14 protein-coding genes and 1 tRNA gene are annotated in these 15,171 nt (G+C 65.8%); 5 read left to right on the top strand and 10 right to left on the bottom strand.

The window, feature by feature from the left end; genetic code table 11:
* Positions 1–17: 17 nt before the first annotated feature.
* Positions 18–2,861 carry a phosphotransferase gene (locus tag J0I42_RS19920; RefSeq protein ID WP_291657380.1) on the bottom strand — a complete coding sequence of 948 codons (2,844 nt, stop codon included), beginning with the start codon at positions 2,859–2,861 and terminating at the stop codon, positions 18–20.
* A gap of 84 nt (positions 2,862–2,945) precedes the next feature.
* Between J0I42_RS19920 and J0I42_RS19915 the strand changes: the two genes are divergently transcribed.
* The 3 genes from J0I42_RS19915 (at position 2,946) to J0I42_RS19905 (ending at position 5,723) form a co-directional block, all read left to right on the top strand.
* Positions 2,946–4,238 (top strand): glycosyltransferase family 4 protein, encoded by a 1,293-nt coding sequence (locus tag J0I42_RS19915; RefSeq protein WP_291657378.1) that lies wholly within the window; start codon positions 2,946–2,948, stop codon positions 4,236–4,238.
* The gene (locus J0I42_RS19910; protein ID WP_291657375.1) at positions 4,235–5,188 is read left to right on the top strand and encodes a polysaccharide deacetylase family protein; all 954 of its coding nucleotides are present in this window, start codon (positions 4,235–4,237) and stop codon (positions 5,186–5,188) included. The genes J0I42_RS19915 and J0I42_RS19910 overlap by 4 nt, the downstream gene beginning before the upstream one ends.
* A 253-nt stretch (positions 5,189–5,441) precedes the next feature.
* Complete coding sequence (locus tag J0I42_RS19905; protein ID WP_291657373.1) at positions 5,442–5,723, top strand: hypothetical protein; 282 nt, start codon at positions 5,442–5,444, stop codon at positions 5,721–5,723.
* Between the two features lie 422 nt (positions 5,724–6,145).
* Here the strand turns inward: J0I42_RS19905 and J0I42_RS19900 are convergent.
* The 3 genes from J0I42_RS19900 to J0I42_RS19890 all read right to left on the bottom strand — a co-directional run bounded on the left by J0I42_RS19900 (position 6,146) and on the right by J0I42_RS19890 (position 9,475).
* Positions 6,146–6,221, bottom strand: a tRNA-Ile gene (locus tag J0I42_RS19900).
* A gap of 123 nt (positions 6,222–6,344) precedes the next feature.
* Positions 6,345–8,753 (bottom strand): methyl-accepting chemotaxis protein, encoded by a 2,409-nt coding sequence (locus J0I42_RS19895; RefSeq protein WP_291657371.1) that lies wholly within the window; start codon positions 8,751–8,753, stop codon positions 6,345–6,347.
* 314 nt (positions 8,754–9,067) lie between these two features.
* Positions 9,068–9,475, bottom strand: a complete 408-nt coding sequence (locus tag J0I42_RS19890; protein WP_291657369.1) for an acyl-CoA thioesterase — start codon at positions 9,473–9,475, stop codon at positions 9,068–9,070.
* Between the two features lie 134 nt (positions 9,476–9,609).
* On the opposite strand from J0I42_RS19890, the gene J0I42_RS19885 reads away from it, so the two are divergent.
* On the top strand, positions 9,610–10,047 hold the full coding sequence (locus tag J0I42_RS19885) for a VOC family protein (protein WP_291657367.1): 438 nt from the start codon (positions 9,610–9,612) through the stop codon (positions 10,045–10,047).
* Here J0I42_RS19885 and J0I42_RS19880 read toward each other — a convergent pair.
* Both J0I42_RS19880 and J0I42_RS19875 read right to left on the bottom strand, forming a co-directional pair.
* A complete protein-coding gene (locus tag J0I42_RS19880; protein ID WP_291657365.1) occupies positions 10,032–11,267 on the bottom strand; it encodes an MFS transporter in 1,236 nt (411 codons plus the stop codon). The genes J0I42_RS19885 and J0I42_RS19880 overlap by 16 nt on opposite strands.
* A gap of 128 nt (positions 11,268–11,395) precedes the next feature.
* Positions 11,396–11,683: an HlyU family transcriptional regulator gene (locus tag J0I42_RS19875; RefSeq protein ID WP_291657363.1), complete on the bottom strand. Its 288-nt coding sequence runs from the start codon at positions 11,681–11,683 to the stop codon at positions 11,396–11,398.
* A 236-nt stretch (positions 11,684–11,919) separates the two neighbouring features.
* On the opposite strand from J0I42_RS19875, the gene J0I42_RS19870 reads away from it, so the two are divergent.
* The gene (locus J0I42_RS19870) at positions 11,920–12,171 is read left to right on the top strand and encodes a DUF2798 domain-containing protein (protein WP_291657361.1); all 252 of its coding nucleotides are present in this window, start codon (positions 11,920–11,922) and stop codon (positions 12,169–12,171) included.
* A gap of 4 nt (positions 12,172–12,175) precedes the next feature.
* On the opposite strand, the gene J0I42_RS19865 is transcribed toward J0I42_RS19870, so the two are convergent.
* From J0I42_RS19865 to rpoD, 4 genes are all read right to left on the bottom strand, one after another.
* On the bottom strand, positions 12,176–12,601 hold the full coding sequence (locus J0I42_RS19865; RefSeq protein ID WP_291657359.1) for a secondary thiamine-phosphate synthase enzyme YjbQ: 426 nt from the start codon (positions 12,599–12,601) through the stop codon (positions 12,176–12,178).
* Positions 12,601–13,212, bottom strand: a complete 612-nt coding sequence (locus J0I42_RS19860) for a LysE family translocator (RefSeq protein WP_291657357.1) — start codon at positions 13,210–13,212, stop codon at positions 12,601–12,603. The genes J0I42_RS19865 and J0I42_RS19860 overlap by 1 nt, the downstream gene beginning before the upstream one ends.
* A gap of 88 nt (positions 13,213–13,300) precedes the next feature.
* Complete coding sequence (locus J0I42_RS19855; protein WP_291657355.1) at positions 13,301–13,861, bottom strand: hypothetical protein; 561 nt, start codon at positions 13,859–13,861, stop codon at positions 13,301–13,303.
* A gap of 206 nt (positions 13,862–14,067) precedes the next feature.
* On the bottom strand, positions 14,068–15,171 hold a 1,104-nt coding region (gene rpoD, locus J0I42_RS19850), incomplete at its 5' end, for an RNA polymerase sigma factor RpoD (protein ID WP_291657353.1).

The following is a 15,171-nucleotide window of genomic DNA, read 5'->3' as shown; positions in this document are numbered from 1 at the left end:
ATGCCGGCCGCGCAGCGTCAGTCCGACGAGGTCGCCCTCCCTTGCCCGGCACCGGGCACACCCGCTCTCTCGCCTTCGCCGACAGGAGACAATTCGACCTGAAGCAGGCCGAGCATCGCACTGCCTTCCTTCAGCTTGCCGATGGCGGACAGGCCGAACTCCTGCTCGACATAGGCGAGTTCGCTTTCCGCGTGATAGAGCCAGGTCAGCAGGCGGATGAGCGGCAGCGTGGCAGGATCGATGCCCAGAGCCTCGACATAGCGCATGAGGCAGGCGCGGATGATCTCCCCTTCGCTCGACGGCTGGTCGAGCAGTGAGCGGTAAGCCGGAGCCATCGCCTGCCGCTCGTCGGCCGCAATGCTCCGGAACGCGAGATGGAACAGCATGCAGACGAGGTCGACCCCGGGGACGCCTGCCTCATCGGCCTCCCCCCAGTCGATGATACCGAGTCTTTTCCCGTTCGTGACGGCGTTCCAGGGTGTCAGATCGTTATGCGTGAGCACGCAGGGGAGCGTTTCAACTGCGGCCAGCCTCAACCTGGCGATCTGCGCCATCTGCGGCTCGCACAGGCCTTGTCGTTCGAGGTGATCGACGAGGCAAACGGGCGACAGTTTGCGCGCCGCCGGCGGTGCCAATGTTGCCCTGCCGAGTCGGATGGCGAAGTCGGTGATCCGCTCAGCGAGTTCCGCAAACTCACCGATCGTCCCCGGCGACAGCTCCCGCCCGCTGACGAAGCTCTCCCCGAGCTTGAGCGATCCTCTTACCCGCTGGAGGAATGCGAGGCGCGGCACCTCGGCCGCAGTATCGAGGTCAAGCTCGGCGAGGCGTGTGAGGATGTCGGCGCGGCGCTCGAGCAGAGCCTCTCCCTGTTGGGTGCGTGCGCGCTTGACCACCATGTGCGGCAAGTCCTCCTGCGCTTCGCTCCACCGAAACGCGCAGACGGCACTCATGGCCTGCTGGCCGGGTGTCGTCACGAGGCCCTCCAGTCCGAGCTCGCAATAGCGGACCGTCGCGTCGGCGTCGGCCTCGTCCCGCGTCCCTCGGATGGCGACAAGGCCGACAGACGGCAGGGCGCCCGCCGCGCCCAGCATGCGGAGCAGCCAACCCAGCGGCCGCGAGAGCAGATGCGTTGGCCAGGACGGCTCCCCCAATGCGCGGGCGACCAGGAAATCGACCACTTGTCGGCGCGGCGGGATCGAGAGGAAGAAGCGGGGACGGCGGACCGAAGGGATACCGACATAGACGCCCTGCAGGAGAAAGCCGGCCCGTCGCAGGCGCCGCCGCGCCAGCGACACCGGCACGAAGCGGGTTCTGCAGAACAGCGCCCCGTGTGAAGCCAGCGACGAGGAGGCAGCGGCAAGTGTCGCAGCGGACAGATCGCCGACGAAAGCCAGTTCGCACTGAGCGCCGGCGCTGCCGAGCGGCACGACATCGGCTCCGCAGCGTTTCAGAGCCTCTCCGACCTCCGGATCAACACAGGCTGCGCGAGCCGGCCAGGGTCTCTCGGTCAGGAAGCGCCAATCGACCTGCCGCAGCAACTGCGAGGCGTTGCTGAAGCCGGACGAGCTCGTCGGCCCGGCATCGAACACTTCCCTCAGTGCTCCGACCGTCTGGAGCATCGCTGCCAGCTGTCCCAGGATGCAGCCGAACCCGACGCCTTCCAGGCCGAAGTGAGGAGCCAGAAGCAAGGTCGCCGCCACGGTCACGATGCCCTGGATGGCATAGTTGATCATGATCGAACGCCCCCAGCCGCGGAGGCGGGCATAGGCGATGAACCAGAGATTGACGGCCATCGGGATCGAGGAGAGGGCGAGCAGGCGCAGTATCCCCACACTGTTCTCGATATAGGCCTTGCCGAGTATCGACAGCAGAAACGGCGCCGTCAGGATAAGCCCGGCCACCGCCGCAACGACAAGAAGCAGGAGGTGGACCAGCGCGCGCCGGCCATTGCGCGCGAGAGTTTGCGGGGAAGCAGCGACGACCACGGTGAAGGACGTCGTCAGACTACCCGATGCCAGCCGGATCGTGTTGGCGATCAGCCAGGCCTGGAAGAAGAACGCCGCTGCGGCGCCGCCCAGGTCGTTGAAGACGATCAGGGGAAGAAGCCGGATCGAGGCCTCATTGAGGAGGCCGCCAATATAGTCGTACCCAACGACGGAGACGAGTTCCCGGTAGTCGGCCGCGCTCTCGCGATCATGGCTGTCGATCGCGCGCTGATGCAGGGAACGATTGAACACGATCAGGCTGACCGCTGCCAGGAAGAAGGGCATCGGCGCGAACCATGACAGCACGATGGGGTCGTTGGCGCCGAACCGGGCCAGAGCAAGCAGCAGGACGAGCTTGACCAGATTGTAGAGCAGGCCCTCGATCAGGACGATCCAGGTCTTCCGCCAGGCGGCGAGAACACCATCCTGGACGTAGAAGAGCGTCGAGATGACGATGGCGGCGAGAAGCGGAAGCCGGTTCTCGCCGATATGGGGGATCATGTAGGTGATCAGCCCCGAGATCGAGAGCACGGCCCAGACAGCAATGCCGGCCAAGACGTTCAGGCTGTAGCAGGCGATCACGAAGCCGCGGAACGATGCGCCGACCTGGGCGGTATAGCGGGTCAGCGCTGCCTTGATGCCCAGTTCAGAGACCATGCCGAGCAGCATGATCCCGGAGATCGTCGAGGAGGCGAGGCCGATCTCCGGCGGGGCGAACAACCGCGCCGCAACGGCCCAGTAGACGAGGCCGAGCGCCGCGGACAGAAGCTGGTTGGCGACGAGGACATAGCCCTGCGCGAAGAGATCAGATCTCAGGCTGCCATAGGCGCGGTGAAGCAGACGAGTGATGAAGACACCTGTCCCTGCCTCGCGCATAGGGGCCTCTCTTCAGAGAACTCCAGTTACCTTAGCTTTTTATACCGACATTTGAAGCAACCATGTGATACGGTTGAATCGGCTGTGGGTCTCGCGCTCAGCATTCGCTGCATCCATGCCGGTCAAACCGGAGGAGCCATGCGCGTTCTCCTCGCAACGCAGTTCTATCCGCCGATCATCGGCGGTGAAGAGCGCCATGTCAGAAATCTTGCCCATGGTCTGACGGCGCGCGGCCATGATGTGACGGTGGCGACACTCGCGCAGAACGGATTTCCCGCTCGGGACAACAACGGAAGCGTCAAGATTAGGCGGCTGCCCGCGACCATTCGGCGCATGTCGGGACTTCACGCTGACAGCCAACGCACGCATGCCCCGCCTCTTCCCGACCCGGAACTCTCGTTGGCAATGAAACAGCTGGTGGATGAGGTCCGGCCCGACATCATACATGCGCATAACTGGATGGTATATGCGTGCCTGCCGCTGAAGGCTCTGTTCCGCATCCCGCTCGTGCTGACGCTGCACGATTACAGCCTGATCTGCGCGAAGAAAAATCTGATGCGCGCCTATACCCCGTGCACGGGACCGGGTTTGGGAAAGTGCCTGCCCTGCGCGAGCGATCACTACGGCGCGCTGAAGGGGGTCGTGACCTATGCGGGGCTCTCGGCGATGCGGCCCTTCGGAAGGCGTGCGATCGACGTCTTCATCGCCGTCAGCCAGGCGGTCGCACGCGACAACCGCCTGGCCGGGTTGCGGCATCAGGTGATCCCGAATTTCGTGCCGGATCACCTGGAGGCTTCGCCCGCTCCCAATGAGCGGACCCGTCTTCTGCCGCAGCAGCCCTTCATTCTCTTCGTCGGTGACCTGATGCTGCTGAAGGGGGTCGGCACCCTGCTCGACGCCTACCGCAACCTGCGCGCGCCCCCGCCGCTCGTCCTGATCGGGCGGCGGCTGCCGGATACGCCGGCGGAGCTCCCGCCCGGCGTTCACCTGTTCGAGAGCTGGCCGCATGAGGACGTGCTCGCCGCATGGCAGCGCTGCCTGGTCGGGGTCGTGCCATCGGTGCTGCGCGAGGCCTGCGCAACCGTGATCATCGAGGCCATGAGCTTCGGCAAGCCGGTCCTCGCTTCGGCGATCGGCGGGAACACCGACTTGGTCGAGTCTGGCGTCTCCGGCCTGCTGTTCCCGCCCGGCGATGTCGCGGCGCTCGCCGCAGCGCTGACCGATGTCATAGGCGATGCCGGGCTGCGGCAGCGTCTGTCAGAAGGCAGCGCCCGCCGCGCGCCGCTGTTCCAGGCAGCATCCGTCATCGGTCGCATCGAAAAAGTCTATGACGATCTCCTCGCGGACAGGCGGCAGGCAGCCGTCGGCCGGGCATGATCGTCCAGCGCGCCTCGAACCTGCTGAAGCGCCTGCTGGCGCCGCGGGATGGGCCGATCATCCTGATGTACCACCGGGTCGGGGCGCCGCCCTGCGATCCCGCGCAATTGGCCGTTACCGCCGATAACCTCGCGCAGCAGATCGAGGCGTTGAAAGCGCGGCGAACCATCGTGCCTCTCGGCTGGCTTGCCGAGCGCCGCGCCCGTGGCCTGCCGGTCGACGGGACGGCTGTCATTACTTTCGACGACGGTTATGCGGATGTGCTCCACAACGGCCTGCCCGTGCTCGCCAGGCTTGATTGCCCGGCAACGATTTTCCTGGCCACCGGGACGATCGGAACCGTCACGAATATGTGGTGGGACGTCCTCGCCCGTCTTCTTCTCGCCAGCGAGACGCTGCCGGCCGAGATCGAGGTGGCTCTGCCCGGGCGTCGCCATCGAATCGCGATCGAACAGGGCAGCGCCCGCTCGAGAGCAAGAGCCTACGGCTGGATCTCGGAAGCGGTGCGCCCCCTGGTCTCCGCTGCGCGCGACGCGGTCGTGGAGGATCTGGCGCGTCAGATCCGCGGCGGCCGGGAAGATATTTCGAGCGACCGCCTGATGACGCCGGAGGAGATTCTGCAGTGGCATAGAAAGGGCATGTTCGACATTGGCGCCCATACGGTCAGCCATGCCTCGCTGACCGCGCTCCCCGCTGCGGCGCAGCACGCCGAGATCGCGGAGAGCTGCCGCGCCTGCGCTGCCCTGACAGGGGAAGCTCCGACGAGCTTCGCCTATCCCTATGGCCATCATGATCCCAGGGCCGTTCACGCGGCGGCATCCGCTGGGATTTCCGCGGCCGTGACGACCGAGAAGCGCAAGGTGAGAGCGAGCGAGCACCCGCTGACGCTGCCGCGCTATTATGTGGGAAACTGGCAGGCGGATGACTTTGCCATGCGTCTGTCGCTCTGATCTGCTACCAGTCTCCCTGTCCGCGTACTCCCCTCGTCTTGCCCAGTTGCAGCCATCTCGCTGCAGTAGCTCTGATCTTGAGAACGTCGCCCGTTGATTTGAAACGTCTCTCGGATAGCGTTATCCGCGGATGAGTTGGCGTGCAGGTCGGGGCGTGGCCCCTGCGTTTCGTCCGGCGAGCAAGACCGCTCCCCAGGGCCCCTGTTACGCAGCGATCGGACGTCATATGTTAGAAACATGGGAATCCAAGCTCATGCCAAGCCCCAAGGACGCGTTTCCGGGAGGTGCCTCCGCCCCCGCTTTTGATCGCAAGACGACCGAAGCCGTAATTGCAGCGATCGAGAACCAGATCGCCCTGCTCGACGCCCAGTTGGTCGGGCTCGAAACCAGCGACGAACAGCAGCAGCTCGAACTGGGGAACAAGCGGGTTCGGCTGCAGTCGTTTCTCGACGACTACGTTGCAACCTCCGAGGACTACCATCGGCGGCTGGAGCACGGTGGCCTGCCGCCCGCAAGATATCCCCCGAAGGAGTAGGTCTCCGGGGGGGGCCGTGCGACGTTCTAAACTGCTGCGGCGCGCGCCCGCCCCTGCGAGGCAGCAGCATCGGGATAGCTGCGGACGGCGCAGCGGTGGATCTGCCTCTGATGGCGGCGTCGAGCCGTGGGGCTGCTCGGATCGGATGGGCAGATGGAGTGCGCCCCTGGGAGTAGAGAGGGATCGGGCTACGGTTTTGATCGTGAGCCGGGCATGTTGATCCTCGAACTGCCGAGGGCTGAGGTCGCAGGCCGCGGAGCATCGTCGTCGGCGTCGCAGATCTGGTCGATGAAGCGCTTCCTCCGCAGAATTGGTCCCCCCCTGAAATCCATCCTCTGGCAGGGAGGAGAATCAGGCGTCGAAGAAAGCGACTCGATGAACCACCCCGATTATCTCGGGTGCGTGATCAAGCATTCCAGGAATGGTGGGCCGGGCCGGACTCGAACCGGCACCGGCGCTGTTATGAGCAGCGAGCTCTAACCATTGAGCTACCGGCCCGCTCCTCGCCTAGCATCGCCGCTGCCCGGCTAGCAAGGCACATGAAGCGGGAATCGAAAGGGCCTCCCGGCAAGCCGGGAGGCCCTTTCGATTCGAGGGGGCGCGGCGGCCCCGTCTTTCCCCTCAGGCCGCGGCTGCGTGCCTGCGCTCGCCATGCTCTTCCGCGGCATGGCCCTGGCGGAAGGTGAAGCGGCCGATATGCTCGGTCAGCGCCCGGGTCTGCTCGTCGGTGAGCGCGAGCGCGGCGTTGGTCTCCTCGACCAGCGCAGCATTCTGGTGTGCCATCGTGCCAATCCCGTCGATCTCGGTGTTGATCGCCGAGACGTCGCTCGCCTGGCTGCGGGCGGTCTGCGAGATGCCGTTCATCAGGCCCGTCAGCTCGTTCACGGAGGAGACGATCGCACCGAACATCGCCGAGGTCTCCTCGACCAGGCCGACACCGACCTTGACGTCGCCATGCGCCGCCTCGACCAGCTTCTTCACGTCGTTCGAGGCGTCCGCCGAGCGCTTGGCCAGGCTGCGAACCTCGGTCGCGACCACCGCGAAGCCCTTGCCGGCATCGCCGGCACGCGCCGCTTCGACCGCAGCATTCAGCGCCAGCAGGTTGGTCTGGAAGGCGATCTCGTCGATCATCGCGATGACCTCGGAAATCTTGCTCGAGGACTGGCGAATGCGCTGCATCGCTTCGAGCGCCGAGGCCACAACCTTCTCGCCCTGCTGTGCGCGTTCTTCCGCGCCTTGCGCCATTCCGGTCGCCTGCGCGGCCTCGCTCGCGGTCTTCTTCACCGTGCCGGCGAAGGCGCCGAGCTGGTTGGTCGCCATCGAGACCGCGTTGCTCTCCTCGCTGGTGCGCTCGGCGAGATCGGTCACGCCGTCGAGGATCTCGCTGGTCGCGCTGCGGACGGCCGAAACCGTCTCGGCGAGGCGGGCAAGCGTGCTCTCGAACTCGTCGGCCAGCGCGTTGGTGCCGTCCTTGAGCTCGGCGAAGGCGCCCTGATACATCCCCTCGATCCGGGTCGAGAGATGGCCGGCGGACAGCTCCGCCAGCACGTCACAGGTTTCCAACAGGCCTGTCTGGACCGTCTCCAGCAGCGTGTTGACCGAGCCGGCGAGCGCATTGAGCTCGGGATCGGCGAACTGCGCCGCGACGCGCTGGGTGAAGTCGCCGGCAGCGGCAGCCGCGACGACGACACCGAAGGCCTCGCCCAGCTCGCGCATCATCTCGCGGCGCTGCTCCTGCGCCCGCGCCTCGTCCTCGACCTTGGCGAGTTCGGCGGCACGCAGCGCCACCGCATTGTCGCGGAAGAGCAGGACGCTCTTCGAGATATCGGAGATCTCGTCATTCCCCTTGGTGTCGACGACGGTCTCCAGCGCACCGTCGGCGATCGCCTTGGTCGCAGCCCAGAGCCGGTTGAGGCGGCCGACGATCATCGGGCGAACGAAGAAGAAGGAGAGCGCCAGCGCGACCAGCAGCGAGGCGATGCCGATCGCCGCCAGCGTCAGCTCGCTGCGTTCGATCATGGTCTTGGTCGAGTCACGGCCGGCGATCGCGCCACTGCGCGCCGAAGCCACCAGCTCGCCGACCTCGCGGCGAACCTTCTCCGCCGCCTGGTCGAGATTCTTCAGTCCGGCCGCGATAGCGGCCTGCGTCGCGAGATCGCGCTCGCGGATGGCGACCAGACCACCGGCGCCCTCGCCGAGATCGGTAACGGCATTGACCGCCTGGCCACGCGCCGGGTTGGCCTGGAGCATGTCCGCCGCCATCACCAGGCCGCGGACCTGGCCGAGCTGTGCCTTGAGGCGCGACTTGGCGAATTCAAGCTTCTCGGCGCTGTCGACCTGGGAAATCTCGCGCAGCAGGCCGACCGTCTCGCTGATCTGGAGCTGGAGCGACTGGGCAGTCTGGAGCGACGAGAGATCCTTATCCAGCACCTTGGACAACGCGGCGTCGAACTCGGCACCCGTGAGCTGCGCCGCGCTGGTGATGTTCATCTTGACGTTGAACTGGGCATCGGCCGTTTCGAAATCGGCCATGGCGCTGAAACCCTCGCGGGCCTTGGACAGGGCGGCCAGCGCCGCGGAGGTGTCGGCGGCGTTGCGCAGCCGCTCTCCCGTCAGATCGTTGATGTCGTTGATCTGGCGGGCCAGGTCGTCGATCGCCGATTGCGGCTTGGACTTGTCGACCTTGCCCTGCTCGGCGATCCGCCGGAGCAATTCCAGTTGGCGCGCTTCGACGCCATCGAGCTCACCGGTCAGGGCCGCGCGCTGCTGAAGGGTCGAGATCTCGCTGAAGCGGGCCGCAAGCGCGGTCGACTGCGTCGCCGCCTGCGAGAGTTCGAGCGCGAGCTCGACCACGGGCATCTTCTGCCCGACCAGGTCGTCCACCGTCTGATCGACACTGTTATAGGAGAACCACGCGACCGAGGACGAGACGATGGTCAAGGCCGTCATCACGCCGAGGGCGGCATAGATGCGAGGCGCGATACCGATCCGCAACGGCTTGCCCTTACGCGCGGGCTTGGCTTTCGTCATGACGTCGTACTCCGGATTCACGCAACGCTGGAGGGGAGTTCGGGAAACAGGAAGAGCGACCCGCTCAGATTCACCCTGAGGCAGCCCGGATCATCCGGCAGTCGCGGGAATCCCCTCCCACCCCCGGCGTGCAAGCCAGGCGGCTGGATCCGCATGCGGCGTAAAAAGGCCATGGAAGTCCCCCGGCCGGGGTGTATCCCCGATCTGGAGCGCAGCATCCTCCGAATGCGCTTAAAGAACGCTTAAAAGTGGATTCTTTTGAATCACTCCGACAGCCGAGGGATTCATGAGGCGTTAGAGGAGGTTAAGTTCGGTTAACCTTCGAGCTTCGGCACCGGCCGCGGGCGCCCCTCCTCGTCGATCGCGACGAAGGTGAAGGTGGCGTCGGTGACCTTCTCGTGCAGCGTGGTACGGAAGCGCTTGGCCCAGGCCTCGACATGGATCTTCATCGAGGTCCGCCCGATGGTTTCGATCTCGGTATAGACGGAGAGGACATCGCCGACCTTGACCGGCCGGAAGAAGGTCATCGCGTCGACCGCGATCGTGACCACGCGTCCCTGCGCCCGGTCGACGCCCGCGATCCCGCCGGCCTGATCCATCCGCGACATGACCCAGCCACCGAAGATGTCGCCATTGGCGTTGGTGTCGCCCGGCATGGCGATCGTGCGCACGGTCAGCATCCCGCGCGGGGCGTCCTCGGGTCCGTCGGCGGCAGAAGTCATGGGCGTCCTTCAGGCAGGCGGAGAATCCGCTTGGCCGATGATGCTGGCGCTACGGCAGCCGCGCAAGCGGCGCTTTGCATTGCCTGCCACGTCGCCGACAATATCCGGAAGCCTCGCGAACAGGGATCGACACCATGTCCAGCGCCGACACGCCCAAACCCGAGCCCATGATCATCATCTCGCTGCGCTACGCCGATGCGCCGCGGATGTATGACTGGCTGATCGAGGCCTTCGGCTTCGAAAAGCACGCCGCCTTTTACTCCGAGGACGGCAGGACGTTGCTCCATGGCGAACTGCGGATGGGCGCGAGCTTCATCATGCTCGGCTCCTCCGAGGGCAACGAATTCGGCAAGCTGGTCTCACGCCCCGCCGAACTCGGCGGCACCACCGCCTCGCCCTATATCGCCACCGACGAGATCGACGCGCGTTGCGAGCGCGCCCGCAAGGCCGGCGCCGAGATCTGCATGGAACCGACCGACCAGCCTTATGGCAGCCGCGACTTCATCTGCCGGGACCCGGAGGGCCATGTCTGGTGCTTCGGCACCTATCGGCCTGCTCAGCCCGCGACCTGAACCGGCGGCATCGACCGCCGCGCCCGCATCATCAGCCAGCAGACGATGCTCAGATTGACGAGGTTCCAGGCAAGTCCATTGAGGAAGGCCATCCGGTACGAGCTGAAATAATCGAAAATCACGCCGGAAAGATAGCCGCCGAAGGCCATGCCGAGCACGGTCACCGACATCACCAGCCCGATCCGGATGCCTGCCTGCTTGGCTGGCAGGTATTCGCGGATCACGACGGCATACATCGGCACGATGCCGCCCTGGAACAGGCCGAAGATGCCGCTCACGACATAGAGCGACTGCAAACCGTCGAACCAGAGATAGAGGAACAGCGCCACGCCCTGCATCAGCGAGCCCAGCGCCAGCGTCGCCGCGCCGCCGATCCGGTCCGAGACGAAGCCCGAGCCGATGCGGCTGATGATGCCGAGCAGCATCATCAGCGAGAGCATCTCGGCGCCGCGCGCCACGCCATAGCCGAGATCGCCGCAATAGGCGACGATATGGACCTGCGGCATGGCCATGGCGACGCAGCAGGCAAAGCCGGCGACGCAGAGCAGGAACTGAAGCTGGCCGGCGCTGAGGCCGAGATCGCCACGCGCGCCGGCGCTGCTCGCCTCGGCCGCGGCAAACGTCGCCGCGCTCGGCTGGCGCCGGAAGAACGGCGCCAGCGGCAGCATCACCAGAAGCGAAACGATCGCGATGCCGAAATGGGTCGCGCGCCAGCCATGGTTCGCCATGCCCCAGGTGATGGCCTGAGGCCAGAACACCCCGGCGAGATAGCTGCCCGAAGCTCCGCAGACGACGGCGAGGCCACGATGCTTGCGGAACCAGTGCGACAGATCCGAGATCAGCGGCGAGAAGCCGGCGGCGCTGCCCATGCCGATCAGCAGCCCATGCGCCAGCGCGAACTGCCAGAGCGACTGCGACATCGCCGCGGCGGCATAGCCCGCCGCGAGCAGAACAGCCCCCATCACGATTGGAACCATGATGCCGTAGCGATCGGCGATCCGGCCCATCACGATATTGCCGGCGCCGAAGCCGAGCATGGCCAGGGTATAAGGCAGCGATGCACCCGCTCGCAGCGTGTCGAACTCGCCCTGCATCGTCGGCAGCACGACGACGACCGACCAGGAGCCGACACAGGCGATCGTGCCGATCACCAGCGCGACGGCGAGCCTCAGCCAGGCATAGGAAGAATCGGGTTGATAGCGGTCGGCGTCCTGGGACATGCTTCCTCAGCGGCCACATCGTCGGAGATGGCTCTTCTCCGGGCAGCTTTAGCGCCTGGAATCCGCCGGGCAAGCGCATGCGGGACAGCCCTGCCGCGCGCCAGCGGCAGGCGCCTGGTTTCAGCCGTTCAGCGGAAGATGCGATCGCCTTCCATGTCGACGATCTGCTGGCCTTTCACCAGGGTGAAATCGGCGGCCTCCGTCTGCCCCGGGAAACGGTCTGCCCGGATGAAGCGATAGCTCTTCGTCTGGCCGTCGACGATCTTCTCGATGACGCCGCAGAGCTGGTACTGACCGGCTTCCTGATAGGGCGTGGCATGGATGGTGAAGCCGTTGTGCTCGATGCTCTTGACCGGGCCGGCGGACTTCTCCCCGGCCGGCTTGCGGCCGCCGAACAGCGATTTCAGGAAGGACATGGCGGGCGCTCCTCGAACCGGGCGTCAGGGCTATGCGGGACAAGTAGCCCCGACGACCGCCGCTGCCAACCGGCGAATGCTCCAGAAATCGCTTGGCAGCAGCCGAGGCTTTCCCTATGGAGCCGCGATCGGGCTTTCCGACCCGTTCGTAAGCGTCTCACGTCAGGCAGCGCATCCATCCGGCATGAGCCGTATCGGATGCGTCCGAACGGCCTGCCCCTTGCGAAAGCCTGTACATGACAAGCTCTGCCTACCCGCGCCTCCCTGCCCGCTACGCCGGCGTGGTGATGCCGTTCTTTCTGTCCGTGCTGATGACCTTCGTCGTCTCCGGCATCTCGACCGTGAAGGCGCTCGGCTTCAACGCCGCGTTCCTCCAGACCTGGCCCGGCGCCTGGGCCCTGTCCTGGCTTGTCGCCTTCCCGACGCTGCTCCTCGTCCTGCCGGTCGTCCGGCGCCTCGTCGCACTCGTCGTCGCGCCCCCGGCCTGATCCTTCACGCGGAAAGGTGGAGGGCGACCTCGCGCCGATGCGGCCTCTGGCGGTGCTCGAACAGATAGATGCCCTGCCAGGTGCCGAGCGCGAGGCGCCCGTCCATCACCGGGATCGACAACGAGACGGGCGTCAGCGCCGCCTTGATATGGGCCGGCATGTCGTCGGGCCCCTCGTCGCGATGGACGAGATAGGCCATCGCCGGATCGTCGGCCGACGGCACCAGCCTGCGGAAGAACGCATCGAGGTCATGCCGCACGTCAGGGTCGGCATTCTCCTGGATCAGCAGCGAGCAGGAGGTGTGCCGCACGAACACCGTCAGCAAGCCGCTCATCTCGCCGCTTGCCTTCACGAAGGCGGCGACGCGGTCGGTGAACTCGTAAACACCCGGCCCGCGCGTCTCGACGCTCAGGATCGTCTGCCGCGCCATCAGCGCTCGGTCAGCGCGAGCTTGGCGCCGAGCGCGACGAAAGCGGCGGCGAAGCTCCGGCGCAGCCAGGCCATCACGGCCGGGCGGCTGATGACCTTGTCGCGCATCGCCGCGGCGAAGAGCCCGTAGAGCGCGAAGACGATGAAGGTCATGGCCATGAACACGCCGGAGAGTTCCAGCATCTGCGCCATCGGGCCCGCCTCGTCGGCCGCGATGAACTGCGGCAGGAAGGCGACGAAGAAGATCGAGAGCTTGGGGTTGAGCAGATTGAGCGCAAGCCCGTCACGCAGCACCAGCCAGGCCGAGCGCGCATCGGCCTTGGTCTCGACCTTGAGCGCGCCATGCTCCCTGAGCGTCTGCCAGGCCATATAGAGCAGATAGGCGACGCCGGCATATTTCACGATGGCGAAGGCGAGCGCGCTGGCATGCAGCAGCGCCGCGATCCCCATCATCGCCGCGAGCAGATGCGGTACGATCCCGAGCGTGCAGGCGAAGGCGGCGAGCACGCTCGCCCGCGAACCGCGCGTCAGCCCGGCGGCGATGGTGTAGATCGCGCCGGTTCCCGGCGACGCCACGATGATCAGCGAGGTCAGCAGGAATTCAGGGGACATGGCGCCTCCAAAAGGCTGGGCGCGCAGAAGGCCTCTTTCCCGCGGGAAGATCAAGGCCCGATATCAGCCTGTCCCGACACCCTGGGCATCAGCGCGCCTGCCAGAAATAGAGCTGCCCGGCATGGTTGTTGCCGGCCAATTTCGCCTCCTGCGCGACGATGTTGGTGCCGTCGAACAGGTCCCAGTGGTCGCCGGTGGTCCATTGCATGAACAGGAAGGACAACCGCTTGTCCCCGGTCGTCTGGTAGCAGTTCTCCAGATAGAGCACGCCCTTGCGGCCGAGCACCTTGGGCGTGACATCCTTGCAGATGCCTTCGATATCGGGCTTGCCATATGCATTCCGGATGCGCGGCAGCAGTTCCGCGGCCCGGATGAAGAGCATCTGGCTGAGCCCCCGCAACGGCTCGCCCGAACCGCGCAGAACACCGGATTGCGGCCCCCCCGCAAGCGCCCGTGCGCCCCGGAAGGAGGTCCCGAGTTCGTCGTTCATGATGGTCTGGATCGTTGCGTCGTCCCCGGAAGGGGTTATCCGCATCGTATAGCCCATGCAGATGGCGCAGCGATTGGTGGCATCGCCGACCGCGCTCTTCGCCCAGGGGCGCACGGTGGCGAAGCGCTCGGCGAGGGTGTCATAGGTGAACGGGAGCATGGGCGGCCTCCTGGGACAAGGCGGCCGCTCGATGATCGACCCGCCTGCCCGATCATCGAGCGGCCGCAGACTGACCAGCCACGGACGCGACAGCATCCTTCATTCGCAGGAGGAGATCGGCTGGCCGATGGGAGAGCGCCAAAGAAAAGCCCGCCTCCGCAGCGCGGAAGCGGGCCTTGCTTGTGCCGCGGGAAGCGGCGTAGCCGTCAGTTATCAAGGAAGCTCCTGAGCTTCCGCGAGCGGCTCGGGTGCTTCAGCTTGCGCAGCGCCTTCGCCTCGATCTGGCGGATGCGCTCGCGGGTGACGCTGAACTGCTGGCCGACCTCTTCGAGGGTGTGGTCGGTGTTCATGCCGATGCCGAAGCGCATGCGCAGCACACGCTCCTCGCGCGGCGTGAGCGAGGCCAGCACGCGGGTCGTCGTCTCACGCAGGTTCGACTGGATCGCGGCGTCGATCGGCAGGATCGCGTTCTTGTCCTCGATGAAGTCGCCGAGATGCGAATCCTCCTCGTCGCCGATCGGGGTTTCCAGCGAGATCGGCTCCTTGGCGATCTTCAGGACCTTGCGCACCTTCTCCAGCGGCATGGCCAGCTTCTCGGCCAGTTCCTCCGGAGTCGGCTCGCGGCCGATCTCGTGCAGCATCTGGCGCGAGGTCCGCACGATCTTGTTGATCGTCTCGATCATGTGGACCGGAATGCGGATCGTGCGGGCCTGGTCGGCGATCGAGCGGGTGATCGCCTGCCGGATCCACCAGGTCGCGTAGGTCGAGAACTTGTAGCCGCGACGGTACTCGAACTTGTCGACCGCCTTCATCAGGCCGATATTGCCTTCCTGGATCAGGTCGAGGAACTGCAGGCCGCGGTTCGTATACTTCTTGGCGATCGAGATCACGAGGCGCAGGTTCGCCTCGATCATCTCCTTCTTGGCCTGCCGGGCCTCGCGCTCGCCCTTCTGGACCATCAACACGATCTTGCGGAATTCCTGGATCTCCAGGCCGGTTTCGGAGGCGAGCGTATGCACCTCCTCACGCAGCTGCTTGATCCGCTCAAGTTCCGCCGCGACGAACTCCTTCCAGCCGCGCGAGCCGAGCTTGGAGACGCGCAGGACCCATTTCGGGTCGAGCTCGCCGCCGACATGCTGCTTGAGGAAGTCGTCGCGCGCCACGCCATAGCTCTCGGCGAGGCGCAGCAGGCGCGTCTCATGGCCGATCAGGCGCTTGTTGATGTCGTAGAGCTGCTCGACCAGCGCCTCGATGCGGTTGTTGTTGAGCGAGAGCGACTTCACCGCGGTGATGATGTCGTCCTTGAGCTT

This window comes from Allobosea sp. (genome assembly GCF_017308015.1).
Taxonomy (GTDB): Bacteria; Pseudomonadota; Alphaproteobacteria; order Rhizobiales; family Beijerinckiaceae; genus Allobosea.
Note: the sequence above shows the minus strand (reverse complement) of the source record. Positions and strands in the feature narration are given on the sequence as shown.

What these genes read in the sequence shown, in the direction of transcription:
- J0I42_RS19910 (WP_291657375.1), top strand. Translation starts at nt 4,235, where the DNA reads ATGATCGTCCAGCGCGCCTCGAACCTGCTGAAGCGCCTGCTGGCGCCG.
- J0I42_RS19895 (WP_291657371.1), bottom strand. Translation starts at nt 8,753, where the DNA reads ATGACGAAAGCCAAGCCCGCGCGTAAGGGCAAGCCGTTGCGGATCGGT.
- J0I42_RS19875 (WP_291657363.1), bottom strand. Translation starts at nt 11,683, where the DNA reads ATGTCCTTCCTGAAATCGCTGTTCGGCGGCCGCAAGCCGGCCGGGGAG.
- J0I42_RS19855 (WP_291657355.1), bottom strand. Translation starts at nt 13,861, where the DNA reads ATGCTCCCGTTCACCTATGACACCCTCGCCGAGCGCTTCGCCACCGTG.
- J0I42_RS19860 (WP_291657357.1), bottom strand. Translation starts at nt 13,212, where the DNA reads ATGTCCCCTGAATTCCTGCTGACCTCGCTGATCATCGTGGCGTCGCCG.
- J0I42_RS19880 (WP_291657365.1), bottom strand. Translation starts at nt 11,267, where the DNA reads ATGTCCCAGGACGCCGACCGCTATCAACCCGATTCTTCCTATGCCTGG.
- J0I42_RS19905 (WP_291657373.1), top strand. Translation starts at nt 5,442, where the DNA reads ATGCCAAGCCCCAAGGACGCGTTTCCGGGAGGTGCCTCCGCCCCCGCT.
- J0I42_RS19890 (WP_291657369.1), bottom strand. Translation starts at nt 9,475, where the DNA reads ATGACTTCTGCCGCCGACGGACCCGAGGACGCCCCGCGCGGGATGCTG.
- J0I42_RS19920 (WP_291657380.1), bottom strand. Translation starts at nt 2,861, where the DNA reads ATGCGCGAGGCAGGGACAGGTGTCTTCATCACTCGTCTGCTTCACCGC.
- J0I42_RS19885 (WP_291657367.1), top strand. Translation starts at nt 9,610, where the DNA reads ATGTCCAGCGCCGACACGCCCAAACCCGAGCCCATGATCATCATCTCG.
- J0I42_RS19865 (WP_291657359.1), bottom strand. Translation starts at nt 12,601, where the DNA reads ATGGCGCGGCAGACGATCCTGAGCGTCGAGACGCGCGGGCCGGGTGTT.
- J0I42_RS19870 (WP_291657361.1), top strand. Translation starts at nt 11,920, where the DNA reads ATGACAAGCTCTGCCTACCCGCGCCTCCCTGCCCGCTACGCCGGCGTG.